Source organism: Streptomyces sp. LBL, assembly GCF_029893585.1.
In the GTDB taxonomy this organism is placed as follows: Bacteria; Actinomycetota; Actinomycetes; order Streptomycetales; family Streptomycetaceae; genus Streptomyces.
The window spans coordinates 75,683-93,601 of sequence record NZ_JARXYX010000028.1; the positions used below are offsets into that span (position 1 = coordinate 75,683).

Genomic DNA, 17,919 nt, shown 5'->3' on the forward strand with positions numbered 1-17,919 from the left:
CGGGTCGGAGCCGATCGGGCCACCGACCGGGCATCCTCATTCGTGCGGCCCGTCGAGATACGTCAGAGACCTCAGCGGGCGCATTACCACCATACCCCGGAATTGCGCACACGCGATGGCCGATTTGGTCACGTCGTCGTCGTCACAGTGATTGACCAGGGACTTCCGTCGTGCGACGGGCGGGCTATTGTGCGCTTCATGACGACGCCTGACAACACCTCCGACACACCCGCGGACGCTTCTCGCGAGGTCATCGCTGTCGCTGCCCAGGACTGGGCCCGGGCCTGTGCAGAGCCGCAGTACCGGGCGGCGGTCGTCGACCTGCTCGGCGCGCTGGCGTACGGGGAGTTGGCGGCCTTCGAGCGGCTCGCGGAGGACGCCAAGCTGGCGCCGACGCTGGCGGACAAGGCGGAGCTCGCGAAGATGGCGTCGGCCGAGTTCCACCACTACGAGAAGCTGAAGGACCGGCTCACCGAGATCGGCGAGGAGCCGACCCTGGCCATGGAACCGTTCGTCGCCGCGCTGGACGGCTTCCACAAGCAGACGGCGCCCTCGGACTGGCTGGAGGGCCTGGTCAAGGCGTACGTCGGCGACTCGATCGCCAGCGACTTCTACCGCGAGGTCGCCGCCCGCCTCGACGCGGACACCCGCGAACTCGTCCTGGCCGTCCTCGACGACACCGGGCACGCCGGCTTCGCGGTGGAGAAGGTGCGCGCGGCGATCGACGCGGACCCGCGCGTCGGCGGACGGCTCGCCCTGTGGGCGCGACGGCTGATGGGCGAGGCCCTCTCCCAGTCCCAGCGCGTGGTCGCCGACCGGGACGCCTTGTCGACGATGCTGGTGGGCGGTGTCGCGGACGGCTTCGACCTCGCCGAGGTGGGCCGTATGTTCTCCCGCATCACCGAGGCCCACACCAAGCGGATGGCGGCGCTGGGACTCGCGGCATAGGGCCTGTCAGACAGGATCTTGCCCCCCAACGCCGCCCAGCGGCTCGGCTGTTGCTCACCGGGGGTGCCGCGGTCGGCGACGGGTCAGGCGGTCGCCGATCGGCGGCGGAGTCTTCCCGCGGGGCGCAGCAGCAGCGAGAGCGAGGCCGCGGAGACGACCACCGCGCCGAGCAGGGTCACCAGGACACCCCCGGCGTCCAGCGCGCTGTGCGTGACGAAGGCGCCGACCAGGGCTCCGGCGACACCGGTCGCCAGGACCAGGGAACGGGCCGGCAGACGGTGGGGCAGTCGGTGGATTGCCGCCCCCGCCAGCACGAGACCGAGCAAGGTGGAGCCGAGCGCTTCCAACAACATCATGGGGTCCCTCCCACACGGCCACTCTGTGCATCACGGTCGTAGCCCGTCATACCCGTGACCTGCGGAATGCAATCATCCTCCGGATGCGACCCGTGCTCCCTATGTGGAGGAGAAAAGCTCCATGTGCGGAGGGGGAAAATCGGGAGGAGCCCGGCGCCACATGGTCGCCGGGCTCCTCCCGTCGCGCGGACCGCGCGAGTGCCTCGCGTATGACTACAGCGCGCCGAAGCCCACCTTGCGCGGGGCCGGCTCACCCAGTTCGACGTAGGCGAGACGGTCGGCCGGCACGAGGACCTTGCGACCGTGCTCGTCCACGAGGCTCAGCAGCTGAGACTTGCCCGCCAGCGCCTCGGACACCGCCCGCTCGACCTCCTCGGCGCTCTGACCGCTCTCCAGAACGATCTCGCGGGGCGCGTGCTGCACGCCGATCTTGACCTCCACGGCTATGTCCCTCCGACGGTCAGTAAGTGCGCGACCTTCCGCGCCGTACCAGCACACATTAGCCCGGTGAGGGGACCTACATGCTCCGCCCAAGAACGCCAGGAGCGAACATCAGGCGGGAACAAACGCCCCCACGCGCGGGTACGGGTCAGTGGTCGATGCCGTGCAGCGGGAAACCCGCGATGCCCCGCCAGGCCAGGGACGTCAGCAGCTGGACCGCCTGGTCGCGCGGCACACTGCGGTCGCTGTGCAGCCAGGAGCGGGCCACCACCTGCGCGAGGCCGCCCAGACCGGAGGCGAGCAGCATCGACTCCGCGCGCGAGAGACCGGTGTCCTCGGCGATCACTTCACAGATCGCCTCCGCGCACTCGTTCGTGACCTTGTCGACGCGCTCGCGCACTGCGGGCTCGTTCGTCAGGTCCGACTCGAAGACCAGGCGGAAGGCACCGCCGTCGTCCTCGACATACGCGAAATAGGCGTCCATGGTCGCCCGGACGCGCTGCTTGTTGTCCGTCGTCGACGCGAGCGCGTGGCGAACGGACTGGATCAGAGACTCGCAGTGCTGGTCCAGCAGCGCGAGATACAGGTCGAGCTTGCCCGGGAAGTGCTGATACAGCACCGGCTTGCTGACTCCGGCGCGCTCGGCGATGTCGTCCATCGCGGCGGAGTGGTAGCCCTGCGCCACGAAGACCTCCTGGGCGGCGCCCAGCAGCTGGTTGCGTCGGGCACGGCGCGGCAGGCGCGTACCTCGTGGGCGCGCCGCCTCTGTCTGCTCGATGGCTGTCACGCCGCCTCCCAAAGTCGTCCACTTGCGGTATGCGCCGCGTGGCCATCGTACTTTTCGGTAACCGAGCTGTGCGCGGTGCGAGCGCAGAATTTCACGGACCGGACGGTGACGAAAGCCGTACAGAAGGTTTCAAGGCGGGGCCTACTGGGCACCGGGGCGCACCACGTTCCACCATCCGGGCGGGCCGGCGGCTCCGCTCCTGCTCAGCAGGGAGCCTTCGTGCGCGTCACCGATAGTCGTCCTCGTCGAGGGAGACGACCCGGGCCTGTTCGAGGAGATCGGCCTCGCTGGCGCGATCCGGCTCCAGGCCGGTCAGCGGGTCGTCGCGGTCCGGGTCGACCTCGGTGCGCTGCTCGGCCGCGTCGACCTGGGGGGCCTCGACGTCGAATTCCTCGGCGTTCCGGGCGTTCTCGATGCGCTCGTCCTTCTCGTCGTTCTCGGCCGCGAACGTCTCGGGGCCGGTGGGGTCGACGGTCATGCTGGGCTCCCTTCCTAGAACATCCCTGCGTGCCTGGGTGCCACAGGGGGCCACATCCGGGTGCCCTGCGAACGAGCCTAGGAGACACCCGATCTGTACGCCATCGATCCGGGCACCCTTCTGTGACGGCGAACACACGAACCACCGTGTGATCGTCTCGTAACATTGCTGCATGCCTTCGACCGAGCTGCCGTTCGTGCCGCCCGCCAATGTGCTTCCCAAGGTGGCGCCCGTCAGGGTCGCGGAGGGCGAGCGGCTGAGGTCGGCGGGGCTGCCGGGGATCACGCTGACGGTCCGGTCGAGACCGCCCGCGCGCGCGGGTCTGCCGCCCGCGCTGTACGTCCACGGGCTGGGCGGTTCCTCGCAGAACTGGTCGGCCCTCATGGAGCAGTTGGAGCATGATGTCGACGGTGAGGCCGTCGATCTGCCGGGTTTCGGCGACTCCCCGCCACCGGACGACGGCGACTACTCGATCAGCGGGCACGCGCGCGCGGTCATCCGCTACCTCGACGCGTCCGGGCGCGGTCCCGTGCATCTCTTCGGGAACTCCCTCGGCGGCGCGGTCTCCACGCGCGTGGCCGCGGTGCGGCCCGACCTCGTCCGTACGCTCACACTCGTGTCGCCCGCCCTGCCGGAGATCCGCGTCCAGCGCAGCGCCGTGCCGACGGCGCTGCTGGCCGTGCCCGGCGTGGCCGGACTGTTCGCCCGGTTCACCAAGGAGTGGACGGCGGAGCAACGGGTCCGCGGGGTGACGGCGCTGTGTTACGGCGATCCCGGGCAGGTGACTCCCGAGGGGCTCCAGTACGCGGTGGAGGAGATGGAGCGGCGGCTGCGACTGCCGTACTTCTGGGACGCGATGACGCGCTCCGCGCGCGGGCTGGTGAACGCGTACACCCTGGGCGGCCAGCACGCGCTGTGGCGCCAGGCCGAACGCGTCCTCGCGCCGACGCTCCTCGTCTACGGCGGCCGCGACCAGCTCGTCGGCTTCCGTATGGCCCAGAAGGCGGCCCGCGCCTTCCGCGACTCCCGCCTGCTCACCCTGCCCGAGGCGGGGCACGTGGCGATGATGGAGTACCCGGAGACGCTGGCGGGCGCGGTCCGTGACCTCCTCGCGGAGAAGGCGGAGAAGGAGGCCTCCGGCGGTGGTCCGGGTGGCTTTGTTCGTGGTGCGGGTGTCTCCGACGGGGGCGCCGGGATGTCGAGTACGACCGGCGCGGGGAGCTGAGGCGCGGCGTGGGACGCCACAGTCGACGTGGATCTGCCCCCAGGAGTGACCCCAAGAGTGCCCCCAAGGGCGACAGTGGTCACAACGACTCGGGTGTGACGGGAGGCCGGAACCGGACTCAGGTTCCGCCTCCCGGGTACGAGAGGCCCGCGCAAGGGGCCCCGCGTCCTGCGGACGGCACACCCGCGCGGGGGGTGCCACGTCTCCCGGACGGGACTTCCGCGCGCGCGGTGCCGCGTTTCGCGGACGGCACGCCTGCGCGCGGTGTCCCGAGGCTTTCCGACGGCACTCCGGCGCATGGGGTCCCCCAGGTTCGGGGCGGGCATCCCGAGCAGCGGGAAGACGGCGGTGGCTGGGGCGAGTCGAGCGGGCGGTCCGGTGCCGGGCGCGGTGGGCAGGGGCCCGTGATACCGCGGCAGCGTCCCGCGCCCCCATCCGGTTCGGGACCGCGTCAGGACTACCTGAACGCCTTCGGCGCGGAAGAGGACGTCTTCGTGCCGCGTACGCCGGTCGCGGGGCCGCGTACGCCTGCCTCGGGGCCTCCGCCCACCTCCGGGCCTCCGCCCGTCCCGGGGCCGCGTACGCCCATCTCCGGACCGCGTACGCCTGCCTCCGGGCCGCCGTCCGCCGCCGGCCACGGTCCGGCCTCGGCGACCCGTACGCAGACCGCCGCGCACGCGTCCGAGCCGTACGACGCGGTCACCGCGTGGCCCGACACCGCGGGTGGCGACGAGGGCGATGACGACGCGGCTCCCACGGGCGAGCCCGCGGCGCCCAAGGGCGGCAAGGGGCGGGCGTTCACCGGGATCGCGGCCGCCGCGGTCACCACCGTGCTGGCCATCGTCGTGGCCGGCCAGGTCGCGGACGGGCAGGACGGCAGCGATGGCCAATTCCGGTCCGCCACCGACCAGGCGCGGGACGACCACGACTCCGCCTCGCGGGTCGGGGAGCGGCCGACACCCTCCGGGGCGGCCGGGGCGCCGCTGACATACGAACAGAAGATGGGCAGGACGTACGCGCTCGGCGCCGGCCTCAAGGGCTCGGGAAGGTTCGACGCGATTCCCGGTGTCGCCAAGGCGCCCGGCAAGGGGCAGAAGCACACCTACCGGGTGGACGTGGAGCAGGGACTCGGGCTCGACGGCGAACTCTTCGCGGAGGCGGTCCAGAAGACGCTCAACGACGACCGGAGCTGGGCCCACGACGGCGCCAACACCTTCGAGCGGATCTCCTCGGGCGAGCCCGACTTCGTGATCACGCTCGCCAGTCCCGGCACCACGGCCTACTGGTGCGCCAAGTCCGGCCTGGACACCACCCAGGACAACGTGTCGTGTGACTCGGCGTCCACCGAACGCGTGATGATCAATGCGTATCGATGGGCGCAGGGATCAACGACATACGGTGATCAGATCCATCCGTACCGACAAATGTTGATCAACCATGAGGTCGGTCACCGGCTGGGCCACGGCCATGTCAGCTGCGACAAGGACGGTGAGCTCGCGCCGGTCATGCAGCAGCAGACCAAGTTCCTCGACCACGGGGGAATCCACTGCAAGGCCAATCCCTGGCCGTTTCCTCGGAGTTGACGGGCGGGCACCGAGATCACATTGACAGGCGCAGAAAAGTCGTACATATTGCTGCGCATGTCGCCCCGTCACGCCTCCGCCCGCGCAGCCATCGAGCTTGCGCTGATCGGTGTGACCCCGCTCTGCGTGGCCGACATTCTCTGTAGCTGACGTCCGCCCCCTGGCGTACGCGTCGCGAACTTCTTTTTCTCCCGTGACCCCAGGTCACGGTTTTCCGACGACCTGACGCCGGGGCAGACGTCTGCTCCCTTCTGTCTCACTCCTCGTCAATCCGTCTCGTGATCCGAGACACATTCTTCGAGAGGTCGTCTCCGATGCGTCAACCGTCCCTCAGTGCGCGCCGCGTGACCGCGGTATCCGTAGGCCTGGTTCTGGCAGCGGGTGCCGCAGCCTGCGGGCCCGAGGACAACGATGCCAAGGCCTCCGGCGGTGACTCCACGCCCCACAAGGGCGGCACGCTCACGGTCCTGAACTCCGACCCGCAACAGGACTTCGACCCGGCCCGCCAGTACACCTCCGGCGGCGGCAACGTGCCGTCCCTGGTGTTCCGCACGCTCACCACGCGCAACCGGGAGAACGGCGCGGCCGGTGCCCAGGTCGTGCCGGACCTCGCCACCGACACCGGGCGCCCCAACAGGGACGCGACCGTCTGGACGTACACCTTGAAGAAGGGGCTGAAGTACGAGGACGGCACCCCGATCACCTCGGCCGACATCAAGTACGGCATCGAGCGCTCCTTCGCCCCCGAGCTCTCCGGCGGCGCCCCCTACCTGCGGGACTGGCTGGTCGACGCGGCCGACTACCAGGGCCCCTACAAGGACAAGAAGGGGCTCTCGGCGATCGGGACGCCGGACGAGCGGACCATCGTCTTCCACCTGAACAAGCCCGAGGGCGAGTTCCCGTACCTGGCGACCCAGACGCAGTTCACGCCCGTCCCGAAGAGCAAGGACACCGGGACGAAGTACGAGGAGCACCCGGTCTCGTCCGGCCCCTACAAGGTCGTCACGAACGACAACGACGGCGAGCGCCTCGTCCTGGAGCGCAACACCTACTGGTCCGCCTCGACGGACCCCGAGCGCAAGGCCTACCCGGACAAGATCGACGTACGGTCCGGGCTGGACTCGTCCGTGATCAACCAGCGGCTGTCGGCGTCCCAGGGTGCGGACGCCGGTGCGGTCACCACGGACACCAACCTCGGCCCGGCCGAGCTCGCCAAGGTGACGGGGGACAAGGAGCTGGCGGCGCGCGTCGGCACCGGCCACTTCGGCTACACGAACTACCTCGCGTTCAACCCGAACGTGAAGCCGTTCAACAACGTCAAGGTGCGGCAGGCGATCTCGTACGCCATCGACCGCTCGTCCGTGATCAACGCGGCCGGGGGTTCCGCGCTGGCCGAGTCCGCCACCACCTACCTGCCGGACCAGAAGTCCTTCGGCTACACGCCGTACGACCTCTTCCCCGCGGGCAGCACGGGCAACGCCGCGAAGGCCAAGGAACTGCTGAAGGACGCCGGGTACGCGAACGGGCTGACCCTCACGCTGACCCACTCCAACAGCAAGGACTTCGAGACCAGCCCCGAGATCGCGACCGCGGTCCAGGACGCGCTGAAGAAGGCCGGCATCACCGTCAAGCTGCAGGGGCTGGAGGACAACGACTACTCCGACAAGATCCACAACGTGAAGACCGAGCCCGGTTTCTTCCTTGCCCACTGGGGTGCCGACTGGCCCTCCGGCGGTCCCTTCCTCGCCCCGATCTTCGACGGCCGGCAGATCGTCAAGGACGGCTCGAACTTCAACTCGGGCTTCCTCGATGACGCGTCGGTCAATGCGGAGATCGACGCGATCAACAAGTTGACCGATCTTGACGCTGCCGCCAAGCGGTGGGGTGCACTGGACAAGAAGATCGGCGAGCAGGCGCTGACCGTGCCGCTCTTCCACCCCGTCTACAAGCGGTTGTACGGCGCGAACGTCAAGAACATCGTGATCAGCGACTGGACCGGTGTGCTGGACATCTCACAGGTCGCGGTCAAGTAACGCCATGAGTGAGGCATTTGTCGCCGTCGAGGCCGCCGGTACGGGTGTGCAGCCCACCCCGGCGGCCTCGGGGGCCCGTCAGTTCTGGCGGCGGCTGCGGGCGCAGCGCGCCGCCATCCTCGCGGCGGCCGTCGTCGCGCTACTCGTCCTGGTCGCGATCGCCGCACCGCTGCTCACCGCGATCGAGGGCCAGGACCCGACCACCTACCACCCCTCGCTGGTGGACTCGGCACGCGGTGGCGTGCCCATCGGGTCCTTCGGAGGCATCGGCGGCGACCACTGGCTCGGCGTGGAACCGCAGACCGGACGGGACCTGTTCGCCCGGCTGGTGTACGGCGCGCGGGTCTCCCTGGGCGTCGCGCTGGCCGCGACCGTCGTCCAGGTCTGCATCGGAGTCGTGGTGGGTGTCGCCGCCGCGCTCGGGAACCGATGGGTTGATCAACTGTTGAGCCGGATCGCCGACATCATCGTCGCCATGCCGCTGATGATCATGGCGTTGGCGTTGCTGGCCATCGTGCCCAGCAGCTTCCCCAGGCCGGTGCTGGTCGCGCTCATCATCGGTTTCGTCGCCTGGGGAACCATCGCCAAGATCGCGCGGGCCCAGACGCTCACCCTCAAGGAGCTCGATTACGTGGCCGCCGCCCGGCTCAGCGGTTGGGGCACCGTCCGGATCGCGCGCCGGGAGCTGCTCCCCGGCCTCGCCGCCCCCGTCATCACCTACGCCGCGCTCATGGTGCCGGCCAACATCGCCATCGAGGCCGCCCTGTCCTTCCTCGGCGTCGGCGTGAAGCCGCCCACTCCGTCCTGGGGACAGATGCTCACCTCGGCCAACGTCTGGTACCAGGCGGCCCCGCAGTACCTGCTGCTGCCCGCGGGCGCCTTGTTCGTGACCGTGCTCGCGCTCACCGTCCTCGGCGACGGTGTCCGCACCGCCCTGGACCCGCGCGCGGTCTCCCGCCTGCGGGTCGGGACGGGCCGCAAGCGGGAAGCGAAGGCGGACGCGGGCGTGGCGAAGGCGGACGCGGGCATGGCGAAGGCGGACGCGGGCGTCGAGAAGGAGGCGCGGCCATGAGCGGCTTCGCCGGCTTCGCGCTCCGCCGCGCCACAGGCGCCGTGCTCACCCTGCTCGCCCTCTCGGTGATCATCTACGTCATCTTCTACGCCACCCCCGGCAACGTCGCCCAGATCACCTGCGGCCCGCGCTGCTCGCCGGAACAAGTGCACCAGGTCGCCGAGCAGCTCAAGCTCGACGATCCGCTCTACCTGCGCTACTGGCACTTCCTGGAAGGCATCGTCGTCGGTCAGGACTACTCGACCGGCACGTCCGTCGAACACTGCTCGGCACCCTGCTTCGGGCTGTCGTACCAGAGCGACCAGCAGGTCATGCAGATCATCCTGACCAAGCTGCCCGTCAGTCTCTCGCTGGTGGTCGGTGCGATGGTGCTCTGGCTGCTGCTGGGTGTCGGCACCGGGGTGCTCTCCGCCTGGCGACGCGGCCGGTTCACCGAGCGCGCGCTGACCGGCATCACCCTCGCGGGCATCGCCACGCCCGTCTTCGTCATCGGCCTCGTCCTGATGATCGTGATCTGCGGGCAACTGGAGCTGCTGCCCTTCCCGGAGTACGTCTCCCTCTCCGACGACCCCGAGCAGTGGGCCTGGGGCCTCCTGCTGCCGTGGTTCGCGCTCGCTCTCAGCCAGGCGGCCTACTTCGCCCGGCTGACCCGGGCGTCGATGCTCGAGACACTCGCCGAGGACCACATCCGGACCTTCCGGGCCTACGGCGTCGGTGAACGGTCGATCGTCGGCCGGCACGCGCTACGGGGCGCGGTGGCGCCGATCATCGCCCTGAACGCCAATGACTTCGGTAGTGCGGTGGGCGGTGCCGTCCTCGTCGAGTCGCTCTTCGGCCTGCCCGGCATCGGCCAGGAGCTGGTGCACGCGGTGAACGTCGTCGACCTCCCCGTGGTGGTCGGCATGGTCCTGGTCATCGGCTTCTTCGTGGTCGTCGCCAACGCCGTCGCCGACGTGCTGTACGCGGTGGCCGACCGACGGGTGGTACTGACATGAGTCTTGTCCACGTCACGGATCTGACCGTCGACTTCGGCGACCTGCGGGCCGTCGACAAGCTCTCCTTCCGGCTGGAGCAGGGCGCCGCCCTCGCCCTGGTCGGCGAGTCCGGCTCCGGCAAGTCCACGGTCGCCTCGGCCCTGCTGGGGCTGCACCGCGGCACGGGAGCGCGCGTCGGCGGCTCGGTCGAGGTCGCCGGCACCGATGTACACCGGGCGTCCGAGGACGCGCTGCGGCGGCTGCGCGGCGCGAAGGCCGCCATGGTCTTCCAGGACCCGCTGTCGTCCCTCGACCCGTACTACGCGATCGGGGACCAGATCGCCGAGGTGTACCGGGTGCACACGCGCGCCTCGCGCCGAGCGGCACGCGCGCGTGCGGTGGACGTACTGGACAGGGTGGGGATTCCGGACGCGCGGCGCCGGTCCCGGTCCCGGCCGCACGAGTTCAGCGGCGGTATGCGACAGCGTGCCCTCATCGCGATGGCGCTGGCCTGTGAACCCGAGCTGCTGATCGCCGACGAGCCGACGACCGCGCTCGACGTCACCGTCCAGGCCCAGATCCTCGACCTGCTGCACACGCTGCGCGAGGAGACCGGCATGGGCCTGTTGCTGGTCACGCACGATGTGGGCGTCGCCGCGGAGAGCGTCGACGAGATCCTCGTCATGCGGCACGGCCGGGTGGTCGAGCACGGGCCGGTCGGTGCCGTGCTGGGGGCACCCGCGCAGCCGTACACCCGCGACCTGCTGGGCGCGGTCCCGCGTGTGGACGCGCCGCGCGTCACCTCCGGGGTGTCCGCGGAGGTGTCCGAGGAGGTCGTCATCGAGGCGAGCGGCCTGCGGCGTGAGTTCGGACGCGGAAAACGGGCGTTCGCCGCCGTGGACGACGTGTCGCTGACCATCCGCCGCGGTGAGACCCTCGGCGTCGTCGGCGAGAGCGGCAGCGGCAAGACGACCCTGGGCCGCATGCTCGTCGGCCTCCTGGAGCCGACGGCGGGGGAGGTGCGCTACGAGGGGCACGCGCGCGTGGGCGTGAACCCGGCCGTACAGATGGTCTTCCAGGACCCCGTCTCGTCCCTCAACCCCCGCCGCAGCGTGGGCGAGTCGATCGCCGACCCGCTGCGCGCGCGGGGGGAGCAGGCCGAAGGGCACATCCGGGGGCGGGTGCGGGAACTGCTGGAGCGCGTGGGGCTCGAAGCGGCGCACTACGACCGCTACCCGCACGAGTTCAGCGGCGGTCAGCGCCAGCGCGTGGGCATCGCGCGGGCGCTCGCGGCCGACCCGCGCGTCATCGTCTGCGACGAGCCGGTCTCAGCGCTGGACGTCACCACCCAGGCCCAGGTGGTCGCGCTGCTCGGGGAGTTGCAGCGTGAACTCGGGCTCGCCCTCGTCTTCGTCGCCCATGACCTCGCCGTCGTCCGCCAGGTCAGCGACCGGGTCGCGGTCATGCGCCACGGGCGGCTCGTCGAGTCCGGCCCGGCCGACGAGGTGTACGACAACCCGCGGGACCCGTACACCAAGCAACTCCTGGCCGCCGTACCGGCACTGGACCCGGAGATCGCGGCCCGGCGCAGGGCCATCCGGCGCGAGCCGGCCGTGAGGTGAGGTGAGGTGAGGTGAGGTGAGGTGGCGTGGCGTGGCGTGACCTGGCGTGACCTGGCGTGGCGTGACGTCCGGCATCATCCGCCGGTGACGATCCGTACGCGTCTGATCTGTTAGCGCGACAGAACGCGACCCGCACGGGAAAGTTACGACCGTTCACCCCTTTTGGTGGCGCGATGGACAACAGTCCGTCGCGCCACCCCCTTGTCCGCATACGTTCGTCCCGCTGCGAGCCGCCGGACCAAGGGCGGCTCCTCATACGGGAGATCGGGGGTGCGTTCGTGCGCATCGGACTGCTTACGGAGAGCGGCTATCCGTATGTGAACGGTGACACCGGGCTCTGGTGCGACCGGCTCGTACGCGGGCTTCAGCAGCACGAGTTCGACATCTACGCGCTCAGCCGCAGCGAGCGCCAGGAGGACGAGGGCTGGGTCCCACTGCCCCCGCAGGTCAGCAGGGTGCGTACGGCGCCGTTGTGGATGGCCGAGGGCGACGGGGTGGTGTACGGACGGCGCGCGCGTCGGCGGTTTGCCGAGTGTTACGGCGAGTTGGCGGCCGCCCTGTGCGAAGGGGACGCCGGGCAGGCTCCGGGCGAACCGTGGGCGGCTGAGGCGGACCGTTTCGCCGGCGCGCTGTACGGGCTCGCGGAACTCGCCCGCGACGTGGGCGGACTGGTGGGCGCGCTCCGCTCCGAGGCCGCCGTACGCGCCCTGGAGCGCGCCTGTCGTGCGCCCGGCGCCCCGCGCACGGCCCGCGAAGCGCGCGTACCCGAGCTGCTCGCCGTCGCCGCGCACCTGGAACGCGTCCTGCGCCCCCTGTCGCTCGACTGGTATGAGGACGAGGGCCTCGGCTCGGTCGACCTGTGCCACGCCGCCTCCGGCGGACCGGCGGCCCTGCCCGGGCTGCTGGCACGGCACTTCGCCGACGTACCCCTGTTGGTGACCGAGTACGGCGTGCGGCTGCGCACGCACTACCTGACCGCCACGAAGGCCGCGCCCCCCGTACGAACCCTGCTCACCGCCTTCCACGGCAGGCTCGCCGCGGAGACCTACCGCCGGGCCACGATCGTCACACCCGGCAACGCGCATGCCCGCCGCTGGCAGGAACGCTGCGGAGCCGACCGCGACAAGCTCCGCACGGTCTACCCGGGCATGGAGGCCGCCCCCTTCGCGGAGGTCGGCGAGTCACCGGTGTGCGCGGACCCCGACACGCTCGTCTGGGTAGGCCGCGTGGAACCGGCCAAGGACCTGGTGTCGTTGCTGCATGCCTTCGCCGAGATCCGCAAGGAGGAGCCCACGACCCGGCTACGGATAGTCGGCGCTCCCTCGGGCGCGGAGGGCGCGGTCTACCTCGGCCACTGCGAGGCGCTGGCCGCACAGCTCTTCCTCGACGAGGCCGACGGACCGCACGCCGTCGGTGACAACCCGGTGTCCTTCGAGGAGGTCGGCGGTCCTGAGCTCCCGGCCCTCGCCGACGCGTACGCCGCCGGTGCCGTGACCGTCCTGTCCAGCGTGGTCGAGGGCTTTCCGGTCGGCCTGGTCGAGGCCATGCTCTGCGGCCGGGCGACGGTGTCCACGGACGTGGGCGCGGTCGTGGAGGTTATCGGCGGCACCGGACTCGTCGTACCCCCGCGCAATCCGCAGGCGCTCGCCGAGGCGTGTGTGGCACTGCTGCGGGATCCCGAGCGTCGTGCGCGCCTGGGCGCCGCCGCGCGGGCCCGCGCGCTCGAACTGTTCACCGTCGAGCAGAACATCACGGCATTTCACGGCATTTACCTGGACATCGTCGCACGCACCCCGGTCCGCCGGATCGTCCTCGACGACTCCGGCGAACCCCTGCCGTTCGCCGCCCCTGCCGAGTCCCGCGTACCCGGCAGCTGGACCGAGCGGGACGTGCGCGTCGTGGCCGCGGGCGGTCCCGGCTGGGCGGCGGGCCCGCCGGTGCGGGCCGCTTCGGCGGGGGCTTCCTCCGCGAAGGCTTCTTCGGTGAGGACTTTTTCGGTCGGGACTTCTTCGGTGCGTGGTGCGACACCGGTGACCGCGACGGAGGGGGCGTGATGAGCGGCCTGCGCGAGCCGGACGGGCTGGACCGACCTGGCAGCCCGAGCGGGGGCGGACGCGGGGGCGGGGCGCGGGATGCGCGGCCGGAGGGGTGGGTGCCGGTGGGTGCCAGTGTGGATGCGGGGGCCGGTGTGGGTGTGGATGTCGGGGATGTGACGGTTGCGGGCGGGGGCGGGGGCGGGGGCGGGGGCGGGGGTGCCGTGGCCTTCGTTGGCGCCCATGAGGCGGCCGGGGGCCGTCGGCCCGTCACCCGCGGCACTGGCGCGGACCCGGTGAAGGCCCTGATGCACCGTCACCGCGAGCTGTGCGAAGGGGCCGTGGACCCCTTGGAGATCGCAGCAGGCCTGGAGGCCCACGGCGTCACCGACCGCACCGCGGCCCGCTTCCGCCACCGGGACGTCTTCTCCCTCGCCGAGGAGATGTACGCCCGCGTCTCCCATGACGGCGAAACTCCGCCGCGTCCCACCCCTCAGGAAGTCCTGCGGGCCCGCGCCGACTGGGCCCTGCTCACCCTCCTGCCCGGTGCCCTCTGCGCGGCCACCGTGGTCGGCCTGCACCTCACCGACGGCCGAGCGCGCCTGACCGTCGCCGCCGTGGGTGTTCTCGCCATGGCCCTGGGCGTGCGCGCGATCCTGACCCACGGCCCGCTCGGCACCAGAGCCCGCGCGCACCCGAACGCCACCGTCACCTCGACGTACTGGCTCCTCGCCTACGCCATCCTCGGCGACGGACTGCTCGGCGCAGCCCTGGCCGGCGGCCCCGACGGCCTCCCCGACGGCACCGCGAACGCCCCCTGGCCCCTCACCCCGGCTCCCGCGCTGGCCCTTGCCTGGGCGTGCGTGCCCGCCGCCTGGAGCGCCCATCTCTTCGCCGTCCGCGCCCGCCGCAAACTGACGGGCAGCCGAGGCCTGGAGGACTTCGCCGCCTCCGTACGGCCTCTCCTGCTGGGCACCTTCGTTCTGTTTCTCTGTGGCCTCACCACCCTCCTGGCCGCATCCGGCGCGGCCCTCGGCGAACCAACGCCGTACGCCCAGACCGCCACCCTGGGTGCGCTTCTGCTCCTCGCCCGCCTCCTCACCGTCCACGGCTTCAACCACGCCCCGAAGGTGGTCCTCACGGCCACGGCCGCGTCCCAGGCCGTGGCCCTGTCGGCGGTCTTCGCCGCCCGCCTCCCCGGCTGCGACCTCCTCGCCACTCCCGTCCACACCGTCACCGACACCTGGGGCCCGGGCGGCATCCAGACCCTCACCTGCGGCCTGGGCGCTCTCACCCTCCTGCTTCACGCCACTCGCACGCTGGCCCGAGCCTCGGCCCATGCCCTACCGGGTGAGCCGACATGACGGCCACATCACGCCGCACGGCGCGCCCCCTGCTGCGATCACTGCACCAGCTGCCGCGCTCAGCGCCACCGGCCTCACGCGCCCTGCCGACCGGCTCAGGTGTCCTCGCTCCGGCATCGAGCCACAGCGTTGTACCTCCGGCCTCTTGCCTCAGCGTCCTGTGGCACTTTGTCCCGTCGCCGCAAGCCTCCGCACGGATGCGTCCAGGCCATCCCCGGCACCTGGCCCGAGCACCGCAGGCCCGCGCGTCGATGCGTCCAGGCTGCCCCTAGCTCCCGGCCCCAGCGCCGCAGGCCCCCATACCCCCCTTTCTCGAAGGAGACCGCCAAATGATCACCTCCCGATCCGACGCCTCGGCCCCGGGAGTCGTCCGATGAGAGTCCTGCTGATCGGAGCCAACGGCTACCTCGGCCGCTTCGTCGCCGACCGCCTGCTCGCCGACCCGGCTGTCCAACTCACGGCCCTCGGCCGGGGTGATGACGCCGACGTACGTTTCGACCTCGCGTCCGGCAGTCCAGGTGCCCTCACCCGCTTCCTCGACGCGGTCCACCCCGGTGTCGTCGTCAACTGCGCCGGTGCCACTCGCGGGGGCGCGCGCGACCTCACCCGCCACAACACCGTCGCCGTCGCCACCGTCTGTGAGGGCCTGCGCCGCAGCGGCTGCGGCGCCCGCCTCGTGCAGATCGGCTGCGGTGCCGAGTACGGCCCCAGCCAGCCGGGTTCCTCCACTCCCGAGGACTCCGTGCCCCGCCCCGGCGGCCCGTACGGCGTCAGCAAGCTCGCCGCCACCGAACTCGTCCTCGGTTCCGGCCTGGACGCCGTGGTCCTCCGTGTGTTCTCGCCGGTTGGCCCCGGCACCCCCGCCGGATCCCCGCTCGGCCGCCTCGCCGAGGCCATGCGCCGCACCATGCAGTCCGGTGACGGTGAGCTCAAACTCGGCGGCCTCGGCGTCCAGCGGGACTTCGTCGACGTACGTGACGTCGCCCGCGCCGTGCACGCTGCATCGCTCTCCGCCGCGCAGGGTGTCATCAACATCGGCTCGGGCCGCGCGGTCCGGTTGCGCGACGCTGCCGCGATCCTCGCGCGCGTCGCCGGATACGGCGGTGCCCTCCATGAACTCGACGGTCCGCCCAGCGTCCACCTCAGGCCGACCATCGGCCACCCCCGCACCGAGTCGGACCACGCGGCCCCGGTCGCGTACCCGTACCCGGACGGCTGCGGCAGTTGGCAGCAGGCCGACGTGCGCACCGCACGCGACCGGCTCGGCTGGCGCCCGCGGATCAACCTCGAGGAGTCCCTGGCCGACATCTGGATGGAGGCGGCATGCCGTATCTGACCAGCGCCAGCGCCAGCGCCATCCCCAGTACCGCGAGCTCCCGCCGGCGCACCGGCTTCGGCATCCCCGGCTTCGCCCACCCTCTGGCCGCCCCGGCCGAGTGGGCCGAGTGGGCCGAACTCACCCGCCCCGGGCGCCCGCTGTACTGGGTCGTCCGCAACGTCACGGGCAACGGCCCCGGCACCCGTCCCGCCCCGCACTGTCCGGACGCCGTCGGACGCCTGCGCGACGCGGGACTCCGGATCCTCGGCCACCTCGACGAGGCACTGCGCATCGCCCGCCGGCAGGGCGCCGCGACGGCCTACTTCGACCGCGCGAACCACTCCGGCCGTAGCGACCCCTGGGAGACCATGCCCGGCTACTGGGACGGCATCGTCTCGCGGGTCGGAACAGGTGTCTCGGAATGAAGAAGCCCATGGCAGTGTTACGGGGAGAACAACTGTAGTGATTGACCGACCAACGGAGTCCCCGTGTCGCTGCCACCCCTGGTCGAGCCCGCTTCTGAGCTCACCGTAGACGAGGTCCGCAGGTACTCCCGCCACCTGATCATCCCTGATGTCGGGATGGACGGGCAGAAGCGGCTGAAGAACGCCAAGGTGCTCTGTGTGGGCGCCGGCGGCCTGGGCTCGCCGGCGCTGATGTACTTGGCCGCCGCGGGCGTGGGCACGCTCGGTATCGTGGAGTTCGACGAGGTCGACGAGTCGAACTTGCAGCGCCAGATCATCCACAGCCAGGCCGACATCGGCCGCTCCAAGGCCGTGTCCGCCCGTGACTCGGTCATCGGCATCAACCCGTACGTGAACGTGGTCCTTCACGAGGAGCGGCTCGAGGCCGACAACGTGATGGACATCTTCAGCCAGTACGACCTGATCGTCGACGGCACGGACAACTTCGCGACCCGCTACCTGGTCAACGACGCCTGCGTGCTGTTGAACAAGCCGTACGTGTGGGGTTCGATCTACCGCTTCGACGGCCAGGCCTCCGTCTTCTGGTCCGAGCACGGCCCCTGCTACCGCTGCCTCTACCCGGAGCCCCCGCCGCCGGGCATGGTCCCCTCCTGCGCCGAGGGCGGCGTCCTGGGCGTGCTGTGCGCGTCCATCGGCTCCATCCAGGTCAACGAGGCCATCAAGCTCCTCGCCGGCATCGGCGAGCCGCTGGTCGGCCGCCTGATGATCTACGACGCCCTGGAGATGCAGTACCGCCAGGTCAAGGTCCGCAAGGACCCCGACTGCGCGGTCTGCGGCGAGAACCCCACCGTCACCGAACTCATCGACTACGAGGCCTTCTGCGGCGTCGTGTCCGAGGAGGCCCAAGAGGCGGCCGCCGGCTCGACGATCACTCCCAAGCAGCTCAAGGAGTGGATCGATGACGGCGAGAACATCGAGATCATCGACGTCCGCGAGATCAACGAGTACGAGATCGTCTCCATCCCGGGCGCCAAGCTGATCCCGAAGAACGAGTTCCTCATGGGCACCGCCCTGGAGACCCTCCCGCAGGACAAGAAGATCGTCCTGCACTGCAAGACGGGTGTCCGCAGTGCGGAAGTCCTCGCGGTCCTGAAGTCCGCGGGCTTCTCCGACGCCGTGCACGTCGGCGGCGGCGTGATCGGCTGGGTCCACCAGATCGAGCCGGACAAGCCGGTGTACTGAGCCTCGGCTCGTCCCGGT

General features: G+C 70.9%; 17 protein-coding genes. 13 read left to right on the top strand and 4 right to left on the bottom strand.

The genetic code is table 11. From position 1 onward, the window contains the following. Nucleotides 1-189: 189 nt before the first annotated feature. Nucleotides 190-948 (top strand): ferritin-like fold-containing protein, encoded by a 759-nt coding sequence (locus M2271_RS29815; RefSeq protein WP_280890476.1) that lies wholly within the window; start codon nt 190-192, stop codon nt 946-948. 83 nt (nt 949-1,031) lie between these two features. Here the strand turns inward: M2271_RS29815 and M2271_RS29820 are convergent, their stop codons facing one another. The 4 genes from M2271_RS29820 to M2271_RS29835 all read right to left on the bottom strand — a co-directional run bounded on the left by M2271_RS29820 (nt 1,032) and on the right by M2271_RS29835 (nt 3,010). After that, complete coding sequence (locus M2271_RS29820; RefSeq protein ID WP_280890531.1) at nt 1,032-1,301, bottom strand: hypothetical protein; 270 nt, start codon at nt 1,299-1,301, stop codon at nt 1,032-1,034. Nucleotides 1,302-1,517: 216 nt separating this feature from the next. Then, entirely contained in the window at nt 1,518-1,745 is a 228-nt protein-coding gene (locus M2271_RS29825) for a DUF3107 domain-containing protein (protein ID WP_019754243.1), read from the bottom strand. A gap of 148 nt (nt 1,746-1,893) precedes the next feature. Then, nucleotides 1,894-2,532, bottom strand: coding sequence for a TetR/AcrR family transcriptional regulator (locus M2271_RS29830; RefSeq protein WP_280890477.1), 639 nt, complete (start codon nt 2,530-2,532; stop codon nt 1,894-1,896). Between the two features lie 226 nt (nt 2,533-2,758). Next, entirely contained in the window at nt 2,759-3,010 is a 252-nt protein-coding gene (locus M2271_RS29835; RefSeq protein ID WP_280890478.1) for a hypothetical protein, read from the bottom strand. 172 nt (nt 3,011-3,182) lie between these two features. Here M2271_RS29835 and M2271_RS29840 point away from each other — a divergent pair, with 172 nt between their 5' ends. The 12 genes from M2271_RS29840 (at nt 3,183) to moeZ (ending at nt 17,901) form a co-directional block, all read left to right on the top strand. Then, on the top strand, nt 3,183-4,235 hold the full coding sequence (locus M2271_RS29840) for an alpha/beta hydrolase (protein WP_280890479.1): 1,053 nt from the start codon (nt 3,183-3,185) through the stop codon (nt 4,233-4,235). Nucleotides 4,236-4,243: 8 nt separating this feature from the next. After that, a complete protein-coding gene (locus M2271_RS29845; protein ID WP_280890480.1) occupies nt 4,244-5,818 on the top strand; it encodes a DUF3152 domain-containing protein in 1,575 nt (524 codons plus the stop codon). 57 nt (nt 5,819-5,875) lie between these two features. Further along, nucleotides 5,876-5,968 carry an Ms4533A family Cys-rich leader peptide gene (locus M2271_RS42600; RefSeq protein WP_348539199.1) on the top strand — a complete coding sequence of 31 codons (93 nt, stop codon included), beginning with the start codon at nt 5,876-5,878 and terminating at the stop codon, nt 5,966-5,968. 164 nt (nt 5,969-6,132) lie between these two features. Next, complete coding sequence (locus tag M2271_RS29850) at nt 6,133-7,851, top strand: ABC transporter substrate-binding protein (protein ID WP_280890481.1); 1,719 nt, start codon at nt 6,133-6,135, stop codon at nt 7,849-7,851. Between the two features lie 4 nt (nt 7,852-7,855). After that, nucleotides 7,856-8,923, top strand: a complete 1,068-nt coding sequence (locus tag M2271_RS29855) for an ABC transporter permease (RefSeq protein WP_280890482.1) — start codon at nt 7,856-7,858, stop codon at nt 8,921-8,923. Further along, a complete protein-coding gene (locus tag M2271_RS29860; RefSeq protein WP_280890483.1) occupies nt 8,920-9,918 on the top strand; it encodes an ABC transporter permease in 999 nt (332 codons plus the stop codon). Before M2271_RS29855 ends, M2271_RS29860 begins: the two co-directional genes overlap by 4 nt. Beyond that, the gene (locus tag M2271_RS29865; protein ID WP_280890484.1) at nt 9,915-11,519 is read left to right on the top strand and encodes an ABC transporter ATP-binding protein; all 1,605 of its coding nucleotides are present in this window, start codon (nt 9,915-9,917) and stop codon (nt 11,517-11,519) included. Before M2271_RS29860 ends, M2271_RS29865 begins: the two co-directional genes overlap by 4 nt. Before the next feature lie 278 nt (nt 11,520-11,797). Further along, entirely contained in the window at nt 11,798-13,573 is a 1,776-nt protein-coding gene (locus tag M2271_RS29870; RefSeq protein WP_280890485.1) for a DUF3492 domain-containing protein, read from the top strand. Between the two features lie 203 nt (nt 13,574-13,776). Continuing rightward, on the top strand, nt 13,777-14,916 hold the full coding sequence (locus M2271_RS29875; protein WP_280890486.1) for a hypothetical protein: 1,140 nt from the start codon (nt 13,777-13,779) through the stop codon (nt 14,914-14,916). Nucleotides 14,917-15,289: 373 nt separating this feature from the next. Beyond that, complete coding sequence (locus M2271_RS29880; protein ID WP_280890487.1) at nt 15,290-16,252, top strand: NAD-dependent epimerase/dehydratase family protein; 963 nt, start codon at nt 15,290-15,292, stop codon at nt 16,250-16,252. Further along, entirely contained in the window at nt 16,240-16,659 is a 420-nt protein-coding gene (locus tag M2271_RS29885) for a hypothetical protein (protein ID WP_280890488.1), read from the top strand. The genes M2271_RS29880 and M2271_RS29885 overlap by 13 nt, the downstream gene beginning before the upstream one ends. Nucleotides 16,660-16,722: 63 nt before the next feature. Next, entirely contained in the window at nt 16,723-17,901 is a 1,179-nt protein-coding gene (moeZ, locus tag M2271_RS29890) for an adenylyltransferase/sulfurtransferase MoeZ (RefSeq protein ID WP_280890489.1), read from the top strand. Nucleotides 17,902-17,919: the final 18 nt, after the last annotated feature.